Source organism: Mucilaginibacter yixingensis, from assembly GCF_041080815.1.
Lineage (GTDB): Bacteria > Bacteroidota > Bacteroidia > Sphingobacteriales > Sphingobacteriaceae > Mucilaginibacter > Mucilaginibacter yixingensis.
The window spans coordinates 2,039,945-2,064,363 of sequence record NZ_CP160205.1 but is presented as its reverse complement, the minus strand read 5'-3'; the positions used below and the strand labels follow the sequence as shown (position 1 = coordinate 2,064,363).

At 46.1% G+C, this 24,419-nt stretch carries 19 protein-coding genes and 1 pseudogene; 4 read left to right on the top strand and 16 right to left on the bottom strand.

Annotation, left to right across the window (positions count from 1 at the left end):
* Positions 1 to 210 precede the first annotated feature (210 nt).
* Positions 211 to 522: a hypothetical protein gene (locus ABZR88_RS08300; protein WP_107828524.1), complete on the bottom strand. Its 312-nt coding sequence runs from the start codon at positions 520 to 522 to the stop codon at positions 211 to 213.
* A gap of 18 nt (positions 523 to 540) precedes the next feature.
* On the bottom strand, positions 541 to 1,776 hold the full coding sequence (locus ABZR88_RS08295; RefSeq protein ID WP_107828523.1) for a sodium:proton antiporter: 1,236 nt from the start codon (positions 1,774 to 1,776) through the stop codon (positions 541 to 543).
* A gap of 179 nt (positions 1,777 to 1,955) precedes the next feature.
* On the opposite strand from ABZR88_RS08295, the gene ABZR88_RS08290 reads away from it, so the two are divergent.
* A complete protein-coding gene (locus ABZR88_RS08290) occupies positions 1,956 to 2,345 on the top strand; it encodes a TraR/DksA C4-type zinc finger protein (RefSeq protein WP_107828522.1) in 390 nt (129 codons plus the stop codon).
* A 468-nt stretch (positions 2,346 to 2,813) separates the two neighbouring features.
* On the opposite strand, the gene ABZR88_RS08285 is transcribed toward ABZR88_RS08290, so the two are convergent.
* The 6 genes from ABZR88_RS08285 to ABZR88_RS08260 all read right to left on the bottom strand — a co-directional run bounded on the left by ABZR88_RS08285 (position 2,814) and on the right by ABZR88_RS08260 (position 7,119).
* The gene (locus ABZR88_RS08285) at positions 2,814 to 3,362 is read right to left on the bottom strand and encodes a YceI family protein (RefSeq protein WP_107828520.1); all 549 of its coding nucleotides are present in this window, start codon (positions 3,360 to 3,362) and stop codon (positions 2,814 to 2,816) included.
* A gap of 3 nt (positions 3,363 to 3,365) precedes the next feature.
* Positions 3,366 to 4,244: a DUF5777 family beta-barrel protein gene (locus ABZR88_RS08280; protein ID WP_107828519.1), complete on the bottom strand. Its 879-nt coding sequence runs from the start codon at positions 4,242 to 4,244 to the stop codon at positions 3,366 to 3,368.
* Positions 4,245 to 4,253: 9 nt separating this feature from the next.
* Positions 4,254 to 4,658: a hypothetical protein gene (locus ABZR88_RS08275; RefSeq protein WP_107828518.1), complete on the bottom strand. Its 405-nt coding sequence runs from the start codon at positions 4,656 to 4,658 to the stop codon at positions 4,254 to 4,256.
* Position 4,659: 1 nt separating this feature from the next.
* Positions 4,660 to 5,034: a hypothetical protein gene (locus ABZR88_RS08270; protein ID WP_146166527.1), complete on the bottom strand. Its 375-nt coding sequence runs from the start codon at positions 5,032 to 5,034 to the stop codon at positions 4,660 to 4,662.
* Positions 5,035 to 5,218: 184 nt separating this feature from the next.
* Positions 5,219 to 6,448 (bottom strand): HAMP domain-containing sensor histidine kinase, encoded by a 1,230-nt coding sequence (locus tag ABZR88_RS08265; protein ID WP_107828516.1) that lies wholly within the window; start codon positions 6,446 to 6,448, stop codon positions 5,219 to 5,221.
* A complete protein-coding gene (locus tag ABZR88_RS08260; protein ID WP_107828515.1) occupies positions 6,448 to 7,119 on the bottom strand; it encodes a response regulator transcription factor in 672 nt (223 codons plus the stop codon). The genes ABZR88_RS08265 and ABZR88_RS08260 overlap by 1 nt, the downstream gene beginning before the upstream one ends.
* 118 nt (positions 7,120 to 7,237) lie before the next feature.
* Between ABZR88_RS08260 and ABZR88_RS08255 the strand changes: the two genes are divergently transcribed.
* Positions 7,238 to 8,005 carry a hypothetical protein gene (locus ABZR88_RS08255; RefSeq protein ID WP_107828514.1) on the top strand — a complete coding sequence of 256 codons (768 nt, stop codon included), beginning with the start codon at positions 7,238 to 7,240 and terminating at the stop codon, positions 8,003 to 8,005.
* Positions 8,006 to 8,507: 502 nt separating this feature from the next.
* Here the strand turns inward: ABZR88_RS08255 and ABZR88_RS08250 are convergent.
* The 7 genes from ABZR88_RS08250 to ABZR88_RS08220 form a co-directional block, all read right to left on the bottom strand.
* Positions 8,508 to 8,651: a hypothetical protein gene (locus ABZR88_RS08250; RefSeq protein WP_170113599.1), complete on the bottom strand. Its 144-nt coding sequence runs from the start codon at positions 8,649 to 8,651 to the stop codon at positions 8,508 to 8,510.
* A gap of 199 nt (positions 8,652 to 8,850) precedes the next feature.
* Positions 8,851 to 9,492: a helix-turn-helix domain-containing protein gene (locus ABZR88_RS08245; RefSeq protein WP_170113598.1), complete on the bottom strand. Its 642-nt coding sequence runs from the start codon at positions 9,490 to 9,492 to the stop codon at positions 8,851 to 8,853.
* A gap of 54 nt (positions 9,493 to 9,546) precedes the next feature.
* Positions 9,547 to 11,019 carry a SusD/RagB family nutrient-binding outer membrane lipoprotein gene (locus tag ABZR88_RS08240; protein WP_107828511.1) on the bottom strand — a complete coding sequence of 491 codons (1,473 nt, stop codon included), beginning with the start codon at positions 11,017 to 11,019 and terminating at the stop codon, positions 9,547 to 9,549.
* Between the two features lie 19 nt (positions 11,020 to 11,038).
* Positions 11,039 to 14,275: a SusC/RagA family TonB-linked outer membrane protein gene (locus ABZR88_RS08235; RefSeq protein ID WP_107828510.1), complete on the bottom strand. Its 3,237-nt coding sequence runs from the start codon at positions 14,273 to 14,275 to the stop codon at positions 11,039 to 11,041.
* A gap of 1,198 nt (positions 14,276 to 15,473) precedes the next feature.
* On the bottom strand, positions 15,474 to 16,271 hold the full coding sequence (locus ABZR88_RS08230) for an SDR family NAD(P)-dependent oxidoreductase (protein WP_211309804.1): 798 nt from the start codon (positions 16,269 to 16,271) through the stop codon (positions 15,474 to 15,476).
* Between the two features lie 10 nt (positions 16,272 to 16,281).
* Entirely contained in the window at positions 16,282 to 17,124 is an 843-nt protein-coding gene (locus tag ABZR88_RS08225; RefSeq protein WP_107828979.1) for an AraC family transcriptional regulator, read from the bottom strand.
* Positions 17,125 to 17,331: 207 nt separating this feature from the next.
* Positions 17,332 to 17,511 carry a histone H1 gene (locus tag ABZR88_RS08220; RefSeq protein ID WP_107828506.1) on the bottom strand — a complete coding sequence of 60 codons (180 nt, stop codon included), beginning with the start codon at positions 17,509 to 17,511 and terminating at the stop codon, positions 17,332 to 17,334.
* Between the two features lie 448 nt (positions 17,512 to 17,959).
* Between ABZR88_RS08220 and ABZR88_RS08215 the strand changes: the two genes are divergently transcribed.
* Both ABZR88_RS08215 and ABZR88_RS08210 read left to right on the top strand, forming a co-directional pair.
* Entirely contained in the window at positions 17,960 to 21,556 is a 3,597-nt protein-coding gene (locus tag ABZR88_RS08215; RefSeq protein WP_107828504.1) for a PAS domain-containing protein, read from the top strand.
* Positions 21,557 to 22,016: 460 nt separating this feature from the next.
* Complete coding sequence (locus ABZR88_RS08210; protein ID WP_107828503.1) at positions 22,017 to 23,753, top strand: thiamine pyrophosphate-dependent enzyme; 1,737 nt, start codon at positions 22,017 to 22,019, stop codon at positions 23,751 to 23,753.
* Here the strand turns inward: ABZR88_RS08210 and ABZR88_RS08205 are convergent.
* A pseudogene (locus ABZR88_RS08205) lies at positions 23,737 to 24,201 on the bottom strand (molybdopterin cofactor-binding domain-containing protein); the annotation flags it as partial. The gene ABZR88_RS08210 and the pseudogene ABZR88_RS08205 overlap by 17 nt on opposite strands.
* Between the last annotated feature and the right edge of the window lie 218 nt (positions 24,202 to 24,419).

Sequence of the window (24,419 nt, the reverse complement as noted above, 5' to 3'; positions counted from 1 at the left end):
CCGACGCGGCGGAGGTTAGCGGCAATAAAAGGCAAAGCCAGCAAAGCGTATAACGATGAGTATTTTTCATAGGGGGTATTTAACAATAAACGCAGGCAACAATAATTTAGTGCGGGGCCGGCAGGATCTGATGGATATGCTCCGGCAGGAACACGCTTACACCTCATTAAAGCCAGCGTTAGCTCTTAAATTTTTTGCCATCTGCCACCGCTATAGACGTTCGGCGGCCGGGTTTGTTTTTTGCAGATGCGATGCAACAGCATTATCAAGTAAATTGCGCAGGCCAATCATCATTTCATAGTCTGCCAGTGGACTATCCGGACTCAGTCGGCTAACCGATATGCGCAGCCCGTGACCGGAGGGGCTTTCCGTAACGGTCACTGTAGGTTCACCCTCGCTCAGCTCTATATGCAGATAATCGAGACCGGGAAATTTGTGACGATATTGATTTAAAAAATCATGAAGCCGGTCGTCGTAATCAGATTCTGCAAAAAAACCGGTAAAATAATGGGTGAGTTTCATAAAGCGACCGATAAAAAATCAATGCCGTTTCAACAGCCTGCGGGTTAAAGGGCCAATGCTCAACCCCTGCACCAGGATGGAGAACACCACAATAATGTAAGTCATCACCACAAAAACCTCTCGGTACATCCCGGTAGATAAAGAAAGCGCCAGTGCGATAGATAATCCGCCCTTTAATCCGCCCCAGGTCAGGATACTGACTGCATGGCGTTCAAACCGAACTTTCCGGCGGAGCAGGGCCACCGGTACCGCAACTGACACCCAGCGTGACAGCAGCATAATGACAATGCCGGCTAAGCCGATCAATAAAACAACCGGTTCGATCTTCAATACCAACATTTCAAAGCCGACCAGCAGGAAAAGGATGGCATTCAATATTTCGTCGATTAACTCCCAGAACTTGCCCAGGTAATCCCAACTGGCTTCAGACAAGCCCTCCCGACGGGATTTATTACCTGTGATCAGCCCTGCTACTACCATCGCCAGCGGGCCGGAGATATGCAAATGCGAGGCCAATCCGTAGCCGCCCGCTACCAAAGCCAATGTCAGCAATACTTCTACTTTATAATCATTGACCGAACGTAGTAGCACAAAACCGAGGTATCCAAGCAAAGCACCATAAGCCATTCCGCCCACCGCCTCCTGCAAAAATAATAAACTAAAGTTACCCCAGGAGAATGTACCCGAACGGGCCGCTTCAGTCATGGTAACAAATAACACTACACCCACGCCATCGTTAAACAGCGATTCGCCGGCAATCTTCAGTTCCAGCGAAACCGGGATACGCGCCTCGCGTAAAATGCTCAATACGGCTACCGGGTCTGTCGGTGAGATGACCGTGCCGAAGATCAGGCAATAGATCAACGGTACCGGATAGCTTGCCCAACTGAACAGTAACCAAGTTAATACCCCAACCAAAATAGCAGAAATCACCGTCCCGAACAGCGCCAGTACCGTTACTGGCAGCCGTTCTTTTTTGAGTTTTTGCCCATCCACGTGTACAGCACCCGCAAATAGCAGGAAACTTAACAGGAAGTTCATCAGCAGGCTGCGGAAATCAATATCAGCGGCCATGGTGCCAATGCGGTTGAGCCATGTGATATTAAACCCGCGCAAAAACACCAGCAACATAGAAAAGCCCAGCGACAGGATCATGATGCCGATGGCGGGCGGCCATTTAATGAGCCGGTGGTTGATATAAGCAAACAAAGCTGCCATGACCAGCATAACAGCCAGTATATCTTCGAGGTTCATCCTGCTAAGATATGACATTTTCGTTTTAGCCATCAACGTGTTAATTCGTTCGATGTGATGTTCACTTTGTCCAGCAAATATTGGACTGGCTCTTATATGGTAGCAGGTACTCGCCCATATCTTAAGTCTGGTTTCTTATTTTAAATAAAACCATGCCATCTATTTTGCGTTCAGGGTTTATGGAAAACTTAGTACCGAAAGCGGCACCGACACGCTATTCAGATACCGAACTCGGCGAATTTAAACAATTGATATTGTCTAAAATGGATATTGCACAGCAGGAATATAAAGACTTGATGGCAACGCTGGATGGCAGCCTGAGTAATGACGACAACAGCGGAGCCTATGCTACTTTGGAAGATGGTGCAGCTACTTTGGAAAAAGAAACCGTTTATCAGATGGCGGCCCGGCAAAAGAAATTTATGGAGCAATTAGAAGCAGCGTTGGTACGTATCGGTAACAAAACTTATGGCATCTGCCGGGCGACGGGTAAGTTGATCCGGAAAGAACGGCTGATGGCAGTACCACATACCACGCTAAGTATGGAAGCCAAATTGAGTCAAAATTAAAACTTGCTTATTTAAGCTTTAATGTAAAGGACACATTTTAGAAGTTTGATATTAATTACTTCAACCATCAAGAACAGTAAAAGAAAAGCGATCGAAGCGGGCTTCTGTTCAGGCAAATAAAAAGCACTCCGTAAAACTGGCTGCTTTATGCTAGCACTAATCGTCTTTCTTTTTCTCTGACTAAACTGGATTTCCACATGGCTTGTGCAGAGGGTAAATACTATAATATGAATTTTTGAACTCGTTGTAAAGTAATTAAGGGTGTAAGACAGGTTGTTTTTGCAGTTTCAACACTATCTCTAATCTAAGTAAGTTAGGAAGCGAAAAAGAGAAGCCGGCAGGTGACCCCTCATCTGCCGGCAGCTAAAAGGCATCCCCTAAAGCCGTAGTATATACGTAAATGAGCTGGTTAGGGTTTCCTGATAGTTAAGGCCAATATTAAAGCTTTGATCTAGCATTTAATAATTCTTATTTCTTTACCATGCTAAAATCGGCAAGCAGGGTCACTTTAATATTTTCTGCAATTTTTTCAAAAACCAATTTGGGTATCTCTATTTTAAAGTCTTCAGTGTGTACAAAAAATTCACTTTCCAGGTGAACTGTACCAGCTTTAATTGTAAACAAGCCGCTGATCGTTATCGGCTTTTCTACACCGTGTATCATAATTTTACCCGTAGCCGATACTTTGTAAGTTCCATCTTTCTTCCAGTCGATAGGTTGGTCAATTTTTCCTCGGAAGGTATCAAACGGATACTTTGTGCTTTCCATGTAATTCTCATTAAAATGCTCCCGCATCAGTGCATTCTTAAAGGTAAAGCCAGTATTTTTTATCCTCACCAGCACCGAATCGGTTGCGGTGTTAACAAGAGAAGAAACATTGGTATTAAGGGCCGAAATATTTTCAACCGGGGTTTCTGAAAAGAATGAAACTTTGCCTTCGGTTGTTATCAATACCTGACTTTTTGCTGAATAACTAAAGACTAATATTAAGAAAAGGAAAAAAAATTTCTTTGTCATGGTTTAAAAATTAAATGCCCTAGAAATGTTAAACCCTAAACTGATGCCGCCATTTTTCCAGCTATTGGTCGTATGTGTCATAAACTGAGGATCAGCAATCCCGGTGGAGTTGGTTATAAACATTTGGAATACATGTCCGCCTGTTTCAATTTCCCAGCCAATACCGAGCGTGTTGTGGTAATTCTGCGAAGCGGTGTAGCTCATATAACGAATGCCATATTCAGCAGTGACAGCCATACGTCTGGTCAATTTATAACGTCCAGCTACACCAAGGGCGAAAGCGTTATTCTTATCTGTTATTGCTTCTACCAGGTTATAGTGAATATAGGTGGGATTCAGTTGCAGTGAAAAGTCATCCGAGAATTTGCGAGCAATAATAGGTTCAACACAAAAAGCCAGCCGGTCACCAAAATAGGCGTACTTATTAAAGCCGTTGGCTACCACATCAGGGTCTTGTTGGGTTGTGCAATAGGCGCTTCCAAATAATGTAACACTTACAGGCATACTGCCGTCGGTGCTTTGACGTAGTAAACGGTATTTCAAATAACTGTCAAGCAACTTTTCATAACTGGTACGACCAATTCCAGCTTCCAGCCGATCATTAAAGCTATAACCCAAACCAAAGCGAATAGTGGCACCATTGTCAAGCCCAAATAAAGAATTAATTCCGCTGTTAATTTGACCAAAACGGTGCTGGATCATAAATTCAAGGACGTGCTTTCCTGGCGTTTCTACACTCTGAAAATTAATGATGCGGGTGCCCTTAAAAGTTGCGCTTACGTATTCTTTTGTAGTATCCGCTTTGGTAAGCAACGCCATGTCGTCCTGGGCCATTGCGGTCAACGGAAATAGTATGATAAATAATAGATGATACTTTTTCATGAAGATTGTTTAATTGTTGAGGGAACCTGCATTGATCCACTTCTGGATCTTAATGATATTACAACTGCTCATTTGTGTGCCGCCATTGGGCATAGGTGTAACTGCACCAGACCATGTAATAGAGGCATTAAGTTTGCCACTAAGTGCAACGGAATGCACCCCTGTATAAGTAGAAAGGTTATAACCACTGGTATTATTGGTGCCGTGGCAAGAGTTATTGATACCGCAATTAGTTTGTAAGACCGGCACAATATTATTGGCATAACTCATTGTGCCTGCCGTATCGCAGGAGCCGGCACCCGTTCCACCAGGCACTCCGGATGCCGGCGTCAGTTCAGATAAATTATCATTATAGCAGGAAGCGATCATGCCGATCACCATCAGCAGGATAGCAAGTATTAATAGCTTTCTCATATTAGTTGTTTTTAGCGCCTTGTAAAATCCACAGATAAATGGTTTTGATTTCGGTATCGGTCAACCGCGGATTTGGAGGCTTAGGCATTGTATTAATGGTATTGGCGGTAATGGCGCCATACAAATCGCTGGCATGCGGGTCGCCCGCCTTTACCTTAGCCATGATATTGTCGTAGCTGAGCAGTTTAAATTCATGATCGCTGGCACCATGACAGCCAGATTCTGTACAATTTGAAATGATGACGGGCTGTACATCATTTTTAAAACTAATCACGGGCGCATCGCTTAAAGGTGTGAGCGGATCATGCCTGCACGCGCTGGCACAAACCAACCCAAGAAGAGGTAAGAATAATAATAACCTTAGTCGCTTTTTCATAATAGGGGGTGTTGAATACCTGTAAAGAAAAAGTGACAATTTGAAGCAACTTTGAAGTTAATGCCTTTTTTAACATCTTTTAACAAATGAGTCTAGCTATCATCTAACCTTTACTCCTTATTGATTATCCACCAGGTAGGATGCATTAGTTGATTATAAGAACATTAAGTGCTTCGTCAAATAATTAAAACGTGATCGTAAATACATGGCAGGACGCCGTGAAGCTATAGTTAAGGTTCCATCCATATCCGTTACAAATATTGCGAGCTATGGTCAGGCCTAATCCCGTGCCTTCTGATTCCGGGCCCTTTTGAAACCGTTCAAAGATCTTTGTGCTATCCAGTGTGTTTTTTGTGCCTGTATTGGCAATAACAAGAGATTGTTCATTAAGGTTAATGGTAATCGTTCCGTAGTGATGGTTATGCCTGATAGCGTTGCCAAGCAGATTGTTCAATAAAATATCTGCAAGGTACGAGCTGGCCGTTATTTCAACAGGCTGAAGTTGTGTATTGACGGCAATAGATTTCTCGCTTATGATCTCTGCAAACAGACCCATCTTCTCACTTAATAGTTGATCTAGCCTTACCAGAACAATATCGTTTATGAGTTGATGCTCGATTTTAACCAACAGCAATAAAGATTGCCCTAACCTTGACAATTTGCCACTGGCATTGTATATATCCTGTAATTGCAGCAAGTGAGTTTCCGTCAATGCATCATCCTGGATCAAATTATCCAGTTTGGATGTGATGACAGCAACCGGTGTCATCATCTCGTGAGAAGCATTTTCGGTAAAAGATTTTAATGTTTCGTATTCCGTTGCCGCTCTTTTTTCCATTACATGAATAACGGTTTGCAACTGTTGAAATTCGTCGATTCTGATCAGCTGTTGGTCTTGTCCGGTCTTTCCTGTAAGTGAAAAAGTATTTAGCCTGTTGAGTAAATAGTAAAAAGGCTGCCATAACCCATTAAGTAAAACGCGATTGGTAAGAAATAACGCAATAAGCAATACAACGGTTAACCCCAAGGTGATCGCGAAGATCAATTGCATCAAATTTTGTGTAGCTTCTTTAGATTCAACAACCGTCATTCGATAGTTTATTCCATTGAGCCTTATCGTTGCAATGATTGCACGAGCTGATGTGGTTTTAATGATTGTGTCAACAAATCTGGGAGGTATAAACTGTTCTATCTGCTCAAACTTGGCTTGATAGCTATCAAATTCAAACGGTTTTGGGAAGCGCTGATGCTGTTGAACAAACTCATTCATCTCACCAAATTCTTCCGTCAGGTCGCGGTCAAACTGTTGGTCGGCGATGTAAGATATCGCAAAATAATAGATGCCGCCGGCAATCACCAGTACAATTACAGTGACCAGCATACTGGCGCGGGTATATTGAGCGGCAAGTTTCATTAGCTGAATTTGTATCCGATGCCGTAAACTGTTTTAAAATAGTCTTTCCCACAATGATCGAGCATCTTTTTTCTTAAGTTTTTAATATGCGTATAAATAAAATCAAAGCTTTCGGCCAGATCAACCTCATCGTGCCACAAATGATCAGCAATAGCATTACGTGTTATAACTTTACCTTTGTTGGCTATAAAATAAACTAACATATCGTACTCCTTACGGGTAAGCGTAACCAGATGGTCCCCCACCCTCACTTCCATCGAGTCGAGATTTATACTAATAGCATCATATTGCAGCAAATTGCTTCCTTTGAAAGCCCGGCGTCTGTGCACCGCCATAATGCGGGCTTTCAGTTCGGCCAGATGAAACGGTTTTATAATATAATCATCTGCGCCAAGATTTAACCCGGAAAGCCTGTCATCAAGAGAGTTTCGACCGGAAACAATGAGCACACCTTCATCTTTGTCCATTTCTTTGATGTATCGCAGCACTTCAAGTCCGTTGCCATCAGGCAGCCCGATGTCCAGAACGATACAGTCGTATTCATAACGCGATATCTTTTCGCGAGCGGTCAATAGGTTTGTGGCCGTTTCACATATATTCCCATCTTCCGAAAAATAATTACGGATGCTGTCAAGTAGCACCGGTTCATCTTCGATAAACAGTAGTTTCATTTCTTAGGATTCAGTTTTAAAAGTAGCATTAAAAATTGTAGCAATTTTGAAGTTGCACCTGTCTTCAAAATTACTACAGAGTTAGCGTATAATTTACGGCCTTAAACTTGCGCGATTCATGAAATATAGATTATTCCTCATTGTAGTCCTGCTTTGCCATGTGGTCAGTTCAAAAGCACAAGACAATTATGAGATACAGGTTTACGGTTCAGAAACCGTTGAGAAAGGCCACACCATGTTTGAGTTACACAGCAATAACACCTTAAACGGCAGTAAAACAAGCTCACCAACTGGGCAGTTACCAACCAACCATGTAGAGCATGAAACTATTGAAATTACTCACGGTTGGACCACCTGGTTCGAAACCGGCTTTTATTTCTTTAACTCATTGGGCACAACCGGTCGTACCGCATACGTGGGATCGCATGTTCGTCCGCGTGTAGCTGCCCCAAAGAAATGGAACTGGCCAGTAGGTGTGAGTATTTCTACCGAATTCGGGTTTCAAAAAAGTGCGTTTGACCCTAACACCTGTAGTTTAGAGATCAGGCCCATTATTGATAAACAATGGCGCAATTGGTATGTATCTTTTAATCCTACGCTCGAAAAGAGCTTTGCCGGCCCAGACCAAAATATCGGATTTACCTTTTCGCCCAATTTAAAAGGTAGTTACAACGTTAGTAAAGTGGTAGCGCTTGGGCTGGAGTATTATGGCAGTACGGGCCCGTTTTTCCACTACGATAGTTTTCAGCAGCAGGAGCACCAACTATTTGCAGCTACTGATCTGGACTTTAATCCCAACTGGGAGTTTAATGCAGGCATTGGCTATGGGCTTACGCAAGCCACAGATAAATGTATCATTAAGATGATACTGGGAAGAAGATTTTAATTAAAGATGGGATGCGTCGGCGTCGAAGAACAAAAAAACCATCAAATAATACATCTAATATTACAAATAACGGCAGAATCAAACTCAATGTAAAAGGAATGAGCCTGGTGAAATACAGCGCTTATTTACCAATGCTTTAAATTAAGTTTATCCATTTTTTTTGGACACACTTCATTTTTTGTCGTTTTATATTTACCGAACACGATGGCCATTAATAAACCTAACGGACTTCAATTATAAAGACGGATAAACAGGCGCAGCTTTTATATCGGTTATACAGCCCGGCAAATCATTACCGAAGGGCAGCATATGGTTTCTATACACATAACGTGACCAAGTGCGTTTGATACGCACTTGACCGGAACGCAAATTATTGCCAGAGATTAATTTGAATGCCCCGATCTTTGTAGACGGTAAACGCATTGTGCAGCTTTGCGCCATTAAACTTTTAACCGCAATTATGGCTCCTCGGGTTTGAGAACATCATTCTGGAAGAACACCTCTATTTTCCGTTCTTTTCAGTCCGGCACTCTGCCAAAGCATGCTCCAGCAAAGGGATAAGCGAAAGCGCTGCGCTACCCAGACCAAGTTGCGTCACGGCCGCCCCGCGCGAGGTGCCGCCTGATAATTCTTCTGATTCTTTCATGCAGAAGCATTTAACCGAAAAGCAAAAATCAAGGATCTGATATATTTGCGATTTCAAACACCTCTCAATAAATTAAGCAATAATTAACAACAGAAATACCAATCTATCAGGATTGTTCCCTTTGGTGTTTTTGACTGGCTGCGTATAAATACTAAACCATTAGGCGCCATTGCTATTTGATCATGTTGTTTAACGCAGATCAGATAGCGGTTTTAGAGATCATTTCTATGATGCTGCTACGGTACTGCTCAATCAGCTCGGTAAGCGGCGCCCCTAATGCAAGGGCAAGCGTTTTTAGTTTGCCGGGGTCTAAAACAATAAGTCCGTTCTCTATTTTACCCAATTGTTTTCTGCTGATGCCTAGTTGTTTACCAAGTTGGGTTTGATTTAATCGGGCGGATTGTCTTTGCTTCCGGAGGTATGGCCCAAATCCTACAGCTTCAGGATCTGTAGGTTCATCGGCTTTTTTTACTGTTTTCTTTTTCTTTAGCTTGGGGCGCCTCAAAAGCTCCATAGCTTCAGCGTTTAGCCGGGCAATAGGTTCAAAAATAGCTAAATAACTATTAGACAGCATGATGAACTTGTTTACATCTACCGAGTGAACGTAAGTGTTATTTTCATGCAGGGTAGTTATCAGTCCAAGTTGTTTCAGCTCCTGTAAATGGGTGTTGATCAGCTCTGTTTTAAAAGGCAGCTGATGCAATTCCTTCCGGGTAGCATGGTTTTGATTGTCTAATATCTGCCTGATAATGTAAATTCTAACGGGCAGCGCCAGCGCCCTTGAAAAATTAGACAGCCGAACGATCATCGGATCAACGTCGTTGTTTTTTATCACCTTCATCTTTAAGAAAAAGCAGGCTTCCAGGCATTGCATTCCCGGAAGCCTGCATAAGGTTTACCACCAGGCTTTGTAGTTAGGGTTGTCTGTGCCACCCATTTTTTGAAGTTCAGATTTGTAATTCACCGCGTTGATGGTTTGCTCATCAGGCGGGTAAATAAATCTTGACGAAATTTTGTTGTTGTTAAGGTTAGCAGATGTTGCATCAAGCGCCGGGATGCCGGTGCGGCGATACTCCAGCCAGCCTTCAAAGCCCACATTTAAGTTGGCAGCCCATTTTTGGGTCAGGATTTGGTTAAGGCCGTTAACCGGGTTGAAAACCACATTAGGGTTAGTTAAATAAGCAGCTGTGGTTGTTGCATCAATGCCGTAATCAGCATACGCGCCGGCTACACCATTGGTATAATAAGTTGCAGCAGTGCCGGTAGAGATCAGGTTTTTCAAACTGGCTTCGGCCAGGATAAACTGTACTTCGGCATAGGTTAACAAGCGTGCTTTTAAAACTATTGATGACGGCGAGCTCACAAAAATAGCTGAGTTGAAACCCGATCCACTGTTTACCTGCGTGGTGTTAGCGTCGGCCACAACCGGCATACCTCCGTAATAAGAGAAATTAAAGCCGCTGGCCGATTGGTTGTTTACGTTTTTAGAAAACAGCATGCTCAGTCTGGCCTGGTCGCCGGTGTTTACATAGAAGTTGTACATCAGCGTATTCAGGTACTTGATGCTGTAGTCGCCAGAACGTTCAGTAACGCTTGGGAAAGCGTAGGGCACAGAGGTAGGCAAGGCCAGTTCTGCACTTTCTGATGCACTTTGGAAAATCATGCCGCTGCTCACAATGCTCTGCATTTCTGCTGCAGCGGTAGACAATTTGCCCGATGCTCTTAACAAATAACGCAAACGCAGACCGTTACAGAATTTGCGCCATTTGGTAACGTCGCCGCCATAAACCAAATCGCCGGTAATGGCTGTTACGCTGCTTTTTAACAAGCTGTCTGCCGCGCGTAAAGAAGGCAGAACACCCATTCCAGAATCGGTATAAACAGTTTGCTGACTATCATAGCTGGCGGTGAAGTTACCGTTTTGGCCTTGCAGCGCATTTTTAAACGGAATATCTCCCCACAGGTCTGTCAACTGCGCAAATGAGTATGATCTCATGATCAAGCCCAATGCCTGCATTGAGGTGTTTCCGTTGGCTTTAGAATCGGCAATGATCTGGTTGGCATCACGGGCGTTGGTGTATAAAACCTGCCAGTAAGGCTGGTTAGATGATGGAATGTAACGCGCCAGGGTATTATAATAACTTTGGCTGAAGGTTGCATATTGGCTCATGCCGTTGCCCAGCGTCCAGGCGTTATAAGCTGAGTTAAAGAAGCTGGTTACCTCGATGTTGCCCAGCAAAGACGGATCATTTGCTTTTTCCAGCTGGTTGGGATTGGTGTTTAGTGTCTGAAATTCCTTTTTGCACGAGCTAAAGGTTGCGGCAGAAAGGATCAGCAGGCCCGATATATATTTACTGATAGTATTCATGATTGTAGCTTTGAAATAATTAGAAGTTTAAGTTGACATTTAAACCGAAGCTTCTGGTAGATGGATAGCTCAGGAACTCGATACCTGGTAATATTTTATTGCCTCTCAGTGCAAGGTTTTCAGGATCTACGTCCTTGTTTTGGGTAAATAATAACAAGTTGCGGCCAACCAGTGCGGCATTTAAAGTAGCCGGAGAGCGTTTACCCATAATGTGTTTGAAGGTATAGCCCAGTTTTACCTCGCGTAGTTTAAGGTAGGTGGCGCTATACATAAATTCTTCGTTGTTGTTAGGGTTGTAAATACCGTTCAGGTAGTAATTAGCAGCCGTAACCTTTACGTTGTTTGGCACATAGTTGCCATTGCCATCAAGCATTACACCCTGGCCAACAATGCCGCCTTCGGCGCGGCCTGGCAGTGTAGCTGGCGACATACCGCCCTGCAGCAGGCCCAGCTCTGTGTAAGAGTAATAGCTGCCGCCCTGACGCCAATCCCAGGTCATATCAAAATTGAAGTTTTTGTAGCTAAAGGTGTTGTACCAGCCCAATATAAAGTCTGGGTTATAGTTGCCCAGCACCTTGCGGTCGGTTTCGTTAGAAGTAACCGGCAAGCCGTTCTGATAAATGATCTGACCGTCAGGAGCGCGTTTAAAATAACGGCCATACATGTTACCCATGCGCTCGCCAACTACGGCATAGTACTGGATAGAGCGGTAGTAACGATCATACTGAGTAACGTCGGCATATTTGTAGCTGGTTAAGCCGTCAGGCAAACCGGTTACGGTAGACACGTCATGGCTAAAGTTGAAAGTGGTGTGCCAGTTTAAGCCGTGTTCAGATTTTAATGGAGTAGCAGTTAGCACAACCTCAACACCTTTGTCTCTGATCTTGCCGCCGTTAACAAATGCTGCGGTAAAGCCTGAAGAAATTGGAACCGGCACCTGTACAATCTCATCCTTGGTATCTGACTGATAGTAGGTGAAATCAAGACCCAGTCTGTCTTGCAGGAAACGCAGATCAAAACCGGTCTCATAAGAGTTGGTGGTAGATGGTTTCAGGTTGCTGTTAGCCAGTACGTTGGTAATGGTGGTAAGCGGCGTACTGTTAAACGGCGTGTTGGTAGTATAAGTGTTGTTGATAGAATAAGGATCAGCATCGTGACCAACCTGCGCTGCCGATACTCTTACTTTAAAGAACGAAATAGCTTTTGGCAGTGTTACCATATCAGATACCACGGCGCTTAATGAAGCTGATGGGTAGAAATAAGAGTTTTTGTTGGTTGGCAAGGTACTAGACCAATCATTACGGCCGGTAACATTCAGGTAAAGCAGGCCTTTGTAGTCAAAATCACCGAAACCGTATAAGCTGTAGGTAGCACGATCCTGTTTAATATATTCAGGAGGTAACAGCGTAAGCGCGTTGCTGAAGTTATACAGATCTGGAGCGATAAGTGAGTTAGCAATGTTGCGGATGTAGTTGATGCTTTGTTTAAAGCGGTTGCCACCACCAGATAAACTCACGTGGAAATCGCCGGTATCAGCCGGTTTATAGTTTAACAGGAAATCGGTATTATTTTCAACGTAGTTAACATCATCAGTTCTGAAACCACCTGTAGGGAACCTTACAGTACCGAAAACCCTTTTGCCTTCGCGGTTATCAGTATACTCGTCAATACCGGTCCGAACAAACGCACTTAGCTCTTTAGAGAACTGATAGTTCAGCTGTGCATTACCAATAATGCGGTTCTTTTTAAAGCTGTTGGTGTTATCGTTAACGGTAAGGTAAGGGTTATCGTGATTAGCCCAGTATCTGAATTGGCTTAAATCAGTCTGTCCGGCAGCCCAGGTACGTTTCAGCGACTCGATGTTAACGTTCAAAGGCATACCGTACACACCGTGGAAGGTGTACATTACGTTTTCAGAGCCATAACCAATGTTGGGGCGGTTATCGCTATAGCTGTTCACATAATCCAGGTAAACGTTAGAGGTTAGTTTGTCGGTCAGTTTATTTTGGGCACGGAAGGAGAAGCTGTTTCTAACCAGGTCTATATTACCCACGTTACCATGATTATACAGGTTACCGGCAGAGAAACGGTAGCTGTTTTTATCGTCTCCGCTCTCAAAAGCAATGTTGTTTTGAGTGGTGATACCAGTACCGAAGAATTTGTTGATGTTATCTGTATGCGGCACCCACGGAGTTGGTGTTGCCTGGGTGCCGGCTGGTAATGTTTTAACAGCGTTCAGATCGGCTGCCATATACGGGCCTTCGGGGCTGTCAAACTGTACTACCAGGTAGTTGGGGTCAAAAGCTCGACCGAAGTTAGGGATGTTGTTCTCGGTTGAACCTGCGCCGTTTACATATTTGTAATCTACGCTGCCGTTACCTGCACCATATTGGTTTTGCAGGGCCGGATAGCGCATTACAGTTTCAATAGTGGTTTGAGAGTTGAACTGGATACCAGCCAGACCCGGTTTTGATTTTCCTTTTTTTGTGGTGATTACTACCGCGCCGTTGGCCGCGCGTGAACCATAAAGGGCTGCTGCGGTTGGGCCTTTCAGTATAGACATGCTTTCCACATCATTAGGATTCACCTCAGAGGCGCCGTTACCCCAGTCAACCTCGGCCCAGGTGCCCTGGTTTGATGAATTGTTAACCGCATCGTTAAAATAGGTATCGTTGCTGATAGGCACACCATCAACTACAAACAGCGGCTGGTTGGTACCAGAAAACGAGTTCTCGCCACGGATAACCACACGTGAGGTTGAACCCACGCCGGCAGAACCGTTGGTGATCTGCACACCGGCTAACTTACCCTGCAGGTCATTCACTAGGTTAGGATCAGGAACGTTAGATACTTGAGATGCGCTAAGAGTTTGTACAGCATAACCCAGCGATTTGCTTTGCTTGCTGATACCCAAAGCAGTAACAACTACTTCGCTAAGTGCATGTTTATCAGCAGCAAGGCGCACGGTTAACGGGGCGCTGTTAACCGAAACTTCTTGTGCCACGTAACCAATGTAGGTAATTACCAATACGTCGCCGTTATGGGCCGTTACCTGAAAATTACCGTTAAGGTCTGCCGATGCGCCGGTGCGTGTGCCTTTCACCCTAACGGATGCACCAATGATGGCAGTCCCGTCGGCGGCGTCGACGACCTGGCCTTTAATAAGCCGCGTTTGTTGCGCGAAACTCTGCGTTGCAATAATTGTAAAGACAATCATAGACAAGGCAATCTTGAAATAAGAGTAGATTGGTCTCATACCAGAAATGTTTATTGTTAAAAAATTTAAAAAAATGAGCAAAGTGAGGCCAGGACCGGTCGCGGGGCGTGGTCTTAGCAGAAAAAAATGGACAAATGAATACAGGCGCGTCGCTATTGCGGGCCGTCAATACTTGTTAGAAGGAAATAGAGGGGATCAGATTCTCCAGGTCTGGAGCAAGGCTAGAACATGATGGGGCTGATAACCATGTTGATAAACCGTGGCAAACGAAAATCGCTTGGCTTGTACGTTGAAAAAGCAAAAAACAAGGCAAAACGCCAGCGTAGCGGCAAGAGCCAGCATTGTTTTTTTCTGAGTAATAACTCGTGGTTTGTGCAGAAACTTACCGATAGGTGAATGGTTTCTGCTTCTGAAAGACTTTGCTAAAACAATGGAAGGATGGTGCTTTACTACCTGCGAAGATTGGGTATGAAGCATCTGTGAAGTCTGCATGCATTGTATTACGTACAGGCACGAGAAAAACAAGTACACAAGCGCCATGCCGAGTGCATACAATTGTGCTGAGTTTCTCTGTCTTTTGGGCATTCTTCCAGGGGGGGCGAAGTATTTGGACTTAAACCGGCTGCAAAACTATGCTCATAATATTTTTTAATTAACAGCTTTATGTTATGAAAAGGTTAAGTATCAAATGGTGCTTTACGGTATTTGTTTCAGGTTGTTTTTAGGCTGAATTATAAAAGAATATGCGTTTGATTAGGTAGGATTGATTGGTATGCTTTGCTGTAAGTAACTGGCTGAAGAGGTGAAACAGAAAGCCGAACAACACCAGCAGAACCCGAACCGCAGTGCGCCGTATTTCCCGGCTAGCTATTCGACGATTACTCGGTGATTTATACGGTGCGTGTAATCCTGTAGCATGTGGAATCATCTGCAGCACATCCCAAATTCAAACAGGCTGCGGAACTCATATTTGCCTGAAACCATCTATGCCCCGCCAGCGCATCTGGCGGGACATAGATAAAAAGCGGACTAGATGAAATAGCGCCTACTAGGGTTCAACCACCCGCCGGCCATGCGTTTTGGAGGGCTCCCAAACGCGCTGCCTTCAAAAATTTGTGCCACTTTATTGGTATCTATAAAAACAGATACTACTATCTTTAATTTAATCAGATTTCGGTTGGGAAGAAACAGGTAATACAGATCATTTTGCTGCCCTACATGAATTTGACCGGATCTTTTAAAGACAACGAATGGTGCCACCATCCACGCGAAGTACAGATCCGCTGATATAATCGGCATAACGGCTACACAGATACGCTACAGCACCCGCAATTTCATTGGGCTTGCCAAACCTGCCGGTATCATTGGGGATCAGGTCTTGTACGGCTTTGTATTTGATCTCTTCCGGATCGGTTCCCCAGCCAAATTTTGAAGCTGCATTTTGTAGCCACTCTTCTACCATTGGATTGATGACGGCACCGGGAGATACCACATTGGAGGTTATCCCGGTCTCCTTCAGCGTTCGGGCCAGCGATACGGACAGATTATGACGGGCTGCAAGCGTTGCGTTGTAATGTGGCTGTTCCTTAATGGGCTGTATGGCCAGGCCGCCGCCGATATGGATAACCCTGCCCCAACCCAAGGATTTCATCTGCGGAACGATTCGCTGGATCATACGGACATAGGAGACCACATTAGTGTTATAGATTGACAACCAGTCTTCCGTAGTAGCATCACCCCATGATTTGTGGGATGTTTCGCCCGCATTATTGACTAGGATATCGATTTGTCCTGAGCGGAGCGCCGCTGCCGCTACCGCATCAGCGCCTTCGTCTGTTGAGAGATCACCGATGGCCACTTCGGCTGATCCGCCAAGATGGATGATATCAGCTACCGTTGCCTGCACCCGCTCCTTGTTACGGCCATGAATAATTACTGTGGCGCCTTCGGCAGCCAGTAGTTTTGCAACTGCCTCGCCTAATCCGGAGCTTGAACCGGTTACCAGCGCACGTTTACCCTTTAATTGAATGTCCATTGTTTGATTTTTATAGGTTAATGTTTGAATGCCTTTTGTTGGGCGCATAGCCAAATGCTTTTTTGTAAGCAAAAGAAAAGTGTGACAGATCCTCGAATCCCAGGTCGAGGTAAACATCGCCTGGTTTTTCATGCTGTGATTCGATCCGGTACCTGGCCTCCTGTAATCTTTTTTGCACCAGCCATCTACCGGGGCTAGTTTGGTACAGCTTTTCAAAATCACGTTTAAACCCGGAAAGACTTCGCCCGGTCAGAAAGGCAAAACGCTCCAGGCTCACGTTATACCGGTAATGACTGTTCATAAAAGCCTCCATATCTATCTTTCCCGGTTCACTGAAATCAAAAAGGATGTTTTTAAACGCGGGGTTATTTTGCAAGAGCAGTAAGACCAGTTCGCGTGTTTTAAGCGCAACAATCCGCTGGTCTGGTTGCTGTTGCATTACATAAGGCAGCAGCGAATCTGCGAATCCCTTTAACCAATTGTCCGGCCGGAGCAGTATGGCCCCGCTGTGGTCATCGCTTTTATCAGCCATTAATCCGTAGGCATCGCTTATTTCGCGTAAAGTGTACTGATCAATGTGCACCGCCAGGGATTTAAAACTGCCGCCGGCAGGGCTTTTAACATACCGAGCCAGTTGGTTTCTTTTAAAGAAGCGGAAGTCACCCTCACCAAAAGTGTACCGGCTGCCGCCAACCCATACCTCATGCTGCCCACAAAGGATGTAGCTAAAAATATGATCGGTCACCAAAGCTTCACCCGCTAATTGGGTACCGGTATAAGTATTTAACAGCACCCGCGGCTTCTGTGCCGGCTGCCTGGCTTCGATTTCCTGGACTTTGTTTTCATCGCTCATAATCATGCGGATCTATGATTTTCATCTTTTCTAATTACAGAAACAAAGTTCGGCGATCGGCGACTTGTTCACTTTGTTGAAAGGCTCAGATTACTTTGCTTAAAAGTCCAGCAGGTACAAAAAACTGAAGAGGCATCAAATGGGTTTGCACAAACAACAAAGCCCCATCCTGAAGGACGGGGCTTTCCCAAAACATTATAAATTGATTTATTTTGCTGCGTTTTTCTTTTCGGTTACATCTTTACGCAAATCTGTAGCAATAACCTTAATTTCCTGCAGTGCGTTACGCAAACGGGTACCGGCTGCTTTATTGTTTTTCTCATAAAATGCTGCGCCTTCTTTTTCGGCCGTCTCAACAAGGGCTTTTAACTCTGCTAATTTTTCCATGTTCTTAAATTTAGGCTGCAAATATAATTATTAGCCTGATTTATAGTTCAGTTGAATATCTGACCTGTTTAGCGTTACAAAAAGCTCTTTCGGAAGCAGATGCCGTAAAATTCTTTCTTTCAGGACCTCGTAAGCCTTTTATACCGCGTTCTTGGACACGGACGAGCGTTGCACTATAACTATTGAAAGAAGTCAGCTTAGCTCCTATTGTACAGGTCACCCTGTGAATATCAAGTTCCACTCCGGTCGTGATCATTTCTACGAATAAGAATGGATAAACTTTTAACATATTATGTAAGGCGGGTTCCACTCACTGAAAAATAAAGCTGGTTGGCTTACTTAAACAATTTTCGGAATTTGATTGTTCTGGGTTAAATTTAACAATCTGATATTTTAACCTATTCACGCGGTCAATTTGCGTTTGGGAAGACTGTAGAATACCCATGGCATGAAATTTATAGATAACGAACATCTGAAAGAACTGGTCAACAGCGCACCCATTGGCATCGCAGTACTGGATGCGGCTACGCAAAAAACTGAACTACTGAACGACAAGTTCCTGGAGATCGCCGGAAAACCGCCCCATTCGATCATTGGCAAATGGTACTGGGAGTCTTTTGCCGAGGTCAGGCATTTATTTGAAGATGATCTGAATCGGGCGTCTCAAGGAGAAACTATCCGCCGTGAAGGGCTGGAAATACCGCTGATCCGCCATGGCCGTGAGGAAATGATTGTGATCAATTTTGTGTACGCGCCGCTCCGGAGTGACGCCGGGGAGATCGTTAAAGTGGTGGTCTGGGTGTTGGAAAATACCAAGGAGGTTGCCCAACGCCTAGAAGAAAAAGCCGCTAAAACTGCTTTTCAGGCCGAACGAGACCGCCTGAAAAGCTTCTTTATGCAGGCACCAGCCGGCATTTGCATTCTGGAAGGACCCGAGTTGGTCTATGAATTGGTGAACCCCGCCTACCAGGCCCTGATGCCGGAACGTAAACTGCTGGGCCGGCCGATCTTTGAAGCCTTGCCAGAGCTGATCGGGACGCCGCTGGAAACGATCCTGCGGGATGTTTACCATACCGGCGAGGCCTATACGGTCAGGGAATCCCTGGTGCCCATAGCCGAATTTGAAGGCGGGCCTGTGCACGACCGCTTTTTTACCTTCAATTATGAAGCCCGCCACGGTGCCGACGGGCATGTGGATGGCATTATGGTATTTGTATTCGAAGTCACTGAAATGCTGGAGGTGCAGCAGGCGCTGCGGGCGTCGCATGAACGGGCCGAACAGCAAAAAAGGCTTTACGAAACGATTACCTCGAATACGCCCGACCTGATGTATGTATTCAGCCTTGACTATCGTTTCCTGTATGCCAACACCGCTCTGCTGAACATGTGGGGCAAAACAGCCGGCGAAGCGGTTGGTAAAGGCCTGCGGGAGAACGGTTATGAGGAATGGCATGCACTGATGCATGAAAGGGAGATCGACCAGGTTCGGGCCACTAAACAACCGGTGCGCGGTGAGGTCGGCTTTCCGCATGCGACCATGGGTAAACGCATATACGACTACATCCTGATTCCGGTGATCGGCGCCGATGGCGAGGTAGAGGCAGTGGCAGGTACCACGCGGGATGTAACCGACCGGAAACAAGCAGAAGAAAGCCTGCAGTTAATGAACGAAGAAATGGCAGCATCCAATGAAGAGCTGGCTACCACCAATGATGAACTCATCCAGATCCAGCAGTTGTTGCAGGTAAGCGAGCAGCGTTCCAAAAGCCTGATGGCGGCTGCGCCGTTCCCAATCGGGGTTTACACGGGACGGGAAATGCGCATTCTCATGGCCAACCAGGCAATCATTGAGGTCTGGGGCAAAGGCAACGACGTGATCGGCAAGACCTACCGGGAAGTATTACCGGAGCTGGCCGGCCAGCAGATCTTCGAACAGCTTGACCGGGTTTTCCTGACAGGCGAGACTTTCCATGCGCGCAGCCAGCGGGTTGACATCGAAATTTCCGGCCACCTGCAACCGTTTTACTTTAATTATAGTTTTACTCCCTTGCATGATGCCGATGGCGAAGTTTACGGCATCATGAACACTGGTGCCGATATCACAGACTTGGTGCTTGCTAAACAACAGGTGGAGCAAAATGAAGAAAACCTCCGTAATATGGTCGCACAGGCCCCCGTGGCCATGTGTATTATGATGGGACCCAGCCATGTCATCACCGTGGCTAATGCGCTAATGGTGGAACTTTGGGGGAAACCGCAGGCCGACGTCATGAACAAACCGGTCTTTGATGCCTTGCCCGACGCACGCGGCCAGGGCTTAGAGCTGGTCATACAAAATGTTTATGAGACCGGTGAAACCTTTTATGCCAGCGAAATGCCGGTATCGTTGCTACGGCACGGCAAACCGGAAGTGGTTTATCAAAACTTTGTATACAAGGCTTACCGCGATACTTCCGGCAAGATCGCCGGAGTGTTTGCGATAACGATCGACGTGACCGCTCAGGTGAACGCCCGCGCCGAAGTACAGCGGGCGAACGAGGAGATGGCCGCTGCCAACGAAGAGCTGGCCACCACCAACAAGGACCTGACCGAAATTCAGCTTCGATACGAAGCGATCAACCGCGAACTGGAAACCAGCGCATCGCGCTTACGCATGGCGATCGAATCTACCGGCCTGGGCACCTGGGAATATCGTCTCCTAACCGGAGAATTGTACTGGTCCAAAGAATGCCGCGATGTTTATGGTATCCCGGCCGGCATTGAACCAACTTTCTCAGCATTCGCTGATCATATTCACCCGGATGACCGTGCGGTCGTGGAAGCCGACATTCAAAAAGCGCTGGACCCGGCCGGTGATGGCCATTATAATATCAGCTATCGCATCCTCCGGTTTGATACGGGTGAAACCCGCTGGATCAAGGCGCAGGGCAATGTTTATTTTGAAGAACAGCAGCCGCAACTGTTTATCGGTACGGTCGTTGATATTCATGACCTTAAAGAAGCTGATGAAAAAAGCGCCAAGCTGGCGGCCATTATTGAAACCTCGCATGACGCCATCGTGAGCAAAACACTGGAAGGGATTGTAACCAGCTGGAATGAATCCGCGCAGCGCGTTTTTGGGTACAGTGCTGAAGAAATGATCGGCGAAAGCATTTATAAACTGATACCGCCGGAGCGGTACGCCGAAGAGCCGCATATCCTGGCCACGATAGCCCGTGGGGAACGTATCAACCACTTTGAGACCAAGCGCGTAAGAAGTGACGGGCAACTGATCGACGTATCGGTTACCGTTTCACCGATCAAGGACAAGGCTGGACGCATTATCGGCGTTTCCAAGATCGCTCGCGACATTACGGAAAAGAAACTGGATGAAACGCGTAAGAACGATTTTATCGGTATGGTCAGCCATGAACTGAAAACCCCCTTAACCTCGCTGTCAGCGGTAGTGCAGGTGGCCAAATTGAAATTGCAGCATAGTGAGGATAGCTTTTTGGCCGGCGCGATGCAAAAGGCCGATCAGCAAGTCAAACGGATGACAGCCATGATCAATGGCTTCCTCAATATCTCCCGCCTTGAATCCGGTAAGATCCATATTGACAAACAGACATTCGACCTGATTGCACTTCTGGGAGAAATGATCGCCGAAGCCGAACTGACAGCCGGCGGCCAACAGATCCGTTTTTCTCCGTGTCCGGCCATCCCCATCAGTGCCGACCGGGACAAGATCGCTTCTGTAATTTCCAACCTGCTTAATAATGCCATTAAATATTCGCCCAAAGGCGCCGAGATTGATGTTCATTGTATGAGGAGCAATGCTGAGGTAACGGTTAGCGTGCAGGATCGGGGGATGGGTATTAAGCCCGAGGACCTGGAACGTATCTTCGACCGTTATTACCGGGTAGAAAGTAACCACACCCGACACATCGCGGGTTTTGGAATTGGCTTGTACCTAAGTTCGGAAATTATCCAGCGTCATGGCGGGAAGGTTTGGGCGGAAAGCGAAAGCGACAAGGGTTCGACCTTTTATTTTAGCCTACCGCTGTAAACAAAAAACAACAACATTGATATTTATTCCATATAACTTGCCGTACGTCTTCGTTTAGCCTTTTCCAACCCATCTATCAATTTGGCCCGAGCGATGGACATCTTTTTCAACCTGCTGAAAAAGATTTTTAAACGACATCCAGCATATCCCCCCATCGTTAAAGAAATGCTGGATATGATCTTGTCATGCCACAGGCGTGGGTTTTGCGGTGGTAGCAAGGGTAACCGATGACCGTTGGATCGCTTGCGCCAAGTATGACAATATCAGGTTTGGTTGGAAGCCGGCGACGAGTTACCGCGAAATCAACATTTCCATGTTTTTAACAGCAACCGGCAAGGCGTCGTTTTTCTAGAAGCTATCGACCTGTTCCAGGATCAACTGGAAAAGATCACCTTTAAAAACGAACGAAAAATAAAAACTCCCGGCGCAAAAATGGGTTTGTTTGATAAACCCTTACGCCATGTCAAAAACCGTTGCCGATCAATTAGTAAACATGCTGGCCGAAGCTGGCATTAAAAGAATATACGCTGTTACAGGCGACAGCCTGAATGAAGTTAACGATGCCGTGCGGCGCAACGGCAGCATCCAGTGGATACACGTACGGCACGAGGAGGCTGGCGCCTACGCTGCCGGCGCCGAAGCCCAACTGAACGGATTGGCCTGCTGCGCGGGCAGCAGCGGCCCCGGCCACGTACACCTCATCAATGGTTTGTATGATGCGCATCGGTCTGGTGCGCCGGTGCTGGCCATTGCATCAACCGTCATGACCGCCGAATTTGGGTCCGACTATTTCCAGGAGACCAATACTATTAAACTATTTGACGATTGCAGCCATTATAACCAGATTGCCACCACACCAGCCCAGCTGCCGCGTATGTTACAAGCTGGTATTCAAAACGCACTGAATAAAAAAGGCGTATCGGTGGTCGGATTACCTGGCGATCTTACCAAACTGCCTGCCGAAGAAATCGGCAGTTCGGTTAAATTTTATCAGCCTGCGCCGAAGATCATTCCGTCTGACAATGAATTGAAGGAATTAATTTTGTTCTTTAAGCAATATGATAAGATCACCTTGTTTTGCGGTATCGGCGCAGCAGATGCGGGTGAAGAAGTGATAGCCCTGTCAAAATTATTAAATGCACCGGTAGGCTATTCCTTCAAAGCCAAGATGGAAATCCAGTTGGGTAACACGAACGAGGTGGGCATGACCGGCCTGCTGGGCCTGCCCTCTGCCTATCATGCCATGCACGAGTGTGAACTATTAGTTTTACTGGGTACTGACTTTCCTTATGTACCTTTTATCCCGACCGATAAGAAGATCGTACAGATCGATGTGCGGCCTGAACGCCTGGGTCGCCGTGCTAAAGTAGATCTTGGCTTATGCGGGAATATCAAGGACACCTTGCAGGCGCTCATCCCGCAGGTTGAACAAAAAACAGACGACCGTTTCCTGAAAGAACAATTGGATTTTTATGCAGAGGTCAAAAAGAAACAGCAGACCTATATAGACGACACGGGCAACAACGAACTCATCCATCCAGAATATGTAGCCAGCCTGATCGATAAGCTGGCCGCCGACGATGCTATTTTTACAGTAGATACCGGCATGTCTTGCGTATGGGGCGCCCGTTACATCAACGCCAAAGGCACCCGCAAAATGCTAGGCTCTTTTAATCATGGCTCTATGGCCAATGCTATGCCACAATCCATCGGCGCTCAGCTGGCCCGCCCGGATCGGCAGGTGATCGCTCTTTGCGGCGACGGCGGTATTTCCATGTTACTGGGCGATCTGGCTACCATTGCCCAATACAAACTACCTGTTAAACTCATCGTTTTTAATAATCGCTCCTTAGGCATGGTGAAACTGGAAATGGAAGTAGCGGGCCTGCCCGACTGGCAGACCGACATGGTGAATCCCGATTTTGCGATGGTGGCCCAGGCCATGGGCATTAAAGGCATTACCGTCAAAAAGCCGGAAGACGTAGAACAGGCGCTCAAAGAAGCTCTGATGTATAAAGGCGCTGTGCTGATCAATATTTTTACAAACCCGAATGCCCTGGCCATGCCGCCAAAACTGGAATTTAGCCAGGTAAAAGGTATGGCTGTCTCCATGACCAAACTGATGCTCAACGGACACATGGATGAGGTGCTAGATACTGTAAAAGCCAATTACAAACACCTCAAAGACGCGCTTTAAATAATTTAAATGAATTTATCCGGTGTGACCGGCAGGCGCGGACGCGCTTGCCGGTCACATTGTAAATAACATTCATAATCGCCGCGGCCATACCTGTCACGCCGATCGCGCCGATACCCCTGGCGCCTAAAGGCAAGATACAGGGATCGGGCTTGCCGATGAATAGAACTTCGATCTCTGGGATATCAGCGTGTGCCGGCACGAGGTATTGCGCCGTGTCCCGCATCACGATACAACCATTGTTCGGGTCGTACTGCGTGTTTTCCATCAACGCCATGTCTAAAGCAAAGGTCATCCCGTCCATGATCTGGCTGGTAGCCGTCTTTAGATTCATCACCTTGCCGATATCCATCACCCCGACCAGCTTTTCTACCCGCACTTCCCCCGACTCAGTATCGACCAGTACTTTTGCGAACTGTGCACCAAATGAACGAAAAACATAGGGTTTGCGATCGGTATGTTTATCGGCCTACACGGCCTTGTTAGCTTACAGGGCATAGCTGCGTACCGATTCATTTGGTGCACGCATTGGCCAGAGCGTACAACGGTTCAGGTGCACCACCTCGTGGCTGACATTAAGGCTTGGCACACCTACAGCAAAGACGAAAGCATAAACGCTGCTACCCAGGCGAAGTTGCGTCAGTCCCCCTGCGCGCGGTGCCTGAT

What these genes read in the sequence shown, in the direction of transcription:
- ABZR88_RS08300 (WP_107828524.1), bottom strand. Translation starts at nt 522, where the DNA reads ATGAAACTCACCCATTATTTTACCGGTTTTTTTGCAGAATCTGATTAC.
- ABZR88_RS08295 (WP_107828523.1), bottom strand. Translation starts at nt 1,776, where the DNA reads ATGAACCTCGAAGATATACTGGCTGTTATGCTGGTCATGGCAGCTTTG.
- ABZR88_RS08290 (WP_107828522.1), top strand. Translation starts at nt 1,956, where the DNA reads ATGGAAAACTTAGTACCGAAAGCGGCACCGACACGCTATTCAGATACC.
- ABZR88_RS08285 (WP_107828520.1), bottom strand. Translation starts at nt 3,362, where the DNA reads ATGACAAAGAAATTTTTTTTCCTTTTCTTAATATTAGTCTTTAGTTAT.
- ABZR88_RS08280 (WP_107828519.1), bottom strand. Translation starts at nt 4,244, where the DNA reads ATGAAAAAGTATCATCTATTATTTATCATACTATTTCCGTTGACCGCA.
- ABZR88_RS08275 (WP_107828518.1), bottom strand. Translation starts at nt 4,658, where the DNA reads ATGAGAAAGCTATTAATACTTGCTATCCTGCTGATGGTGATCGGCATG.
- ABZR88_RS08270 (WP_146166527.1), bottom strand. Translation starts at nt 5,034, where the DNA reads ATGAAAAAGCGACTAAGGTTATTATTATTCTTACCTCTTCTTGGGTTG.
- ABZR88_RS08265 (WP_107828516.1), bottom strand. Translation starts at nt 6,448, where the DNA reads ATGAAACTTGCCGCTCAATATACCCGCGCCAGTATGCTGGTCACTGTA.
- ABZR88_RS08260 (WP_107828515.1), bottom strand. Translation starts at nt 7,119, where the DNA reads ATGAAACTACTGTTTATCGAAGATGAACCGGTGCTACTTGACAGCATC.
- ABZR88_RS08255 (WP_107828514.1), top strand. Translation starts at nt 7,238, where the DNA reads ATGAAATATAGATTATTCCTCATTGTAGTCCTGCTTTGCCATGTGGTC.
- ABZR88_RS08250 (WP_170113599.1), bottom strand. Translation starts at nt 8,651, where the DNA reads ATGAAAGAATCAGAAGAATTATCAGGCGGCACCTCGCGCGGGGCGGCC.
- ABZR88_RS08245 (WP_170113598.1), bottom strand. Translation starts at nt 9,492, where the DNA reads ATGAAGGTGATAAAAAACAACGACGTTGATCCGATGATCGTTCGGCTG.
- ABZR88_RS08240 (WP_107828511.1), bottom strand. Translation starts at nt 11,019, where the DNA reads ATGAATACTATCAGTAAATATATATCGGGCCTGCTGATCCTTTCTGCC.
- ABZR88_RS08235 (WP_107828510.1), bottom strand. Translation starts at nt 14,275, where the DNA reads ATGAGACCAATCTACTCTTATTTCAAGATTGCCTTGTCTATGATTGTC.
- ABZR88_RS08230 (WP_211309804.1), bottom strand. Translation starts at nt 16,271, where the DNA reads ATGGACATTCAATTAAAGGGTAAACGTGCGCTGGTAACCGGTTCAAGC.
- ABZR88_RS08225 (WP_107828979.1), bottom strand. Translation starts at nt 17,124, where the DNA reads ATGAGCGATGAAAACAAAGTCCAGGAAATCGAAGCCAGGCAGCCGGCA.
- ABZR88_RS08220 (WP_107828506.1), bottom strand. Translation starts at nt 17,511, where the DNA reads ATGGAAAAATTAGCAGAGTTAAAAGCCCTTGTTGAGACGGCCGAAAAA.
- ABZR88_RS08215 (WP_107828504.1), top strand. Translation starts at nt 17,960, where the DNA reads ATGAAATTTATAGATAACGAACATCTGAAAGAACTGGTCAACAGCGCA.
- ABZR88_RS08210 (WP_107828503.1), top strand. Translation starts at nt 22,017, where the DNA reads ATGTCAAAAACCGTTGCCGATCAATTAGTAAACATGCTGGCCGAAGCT.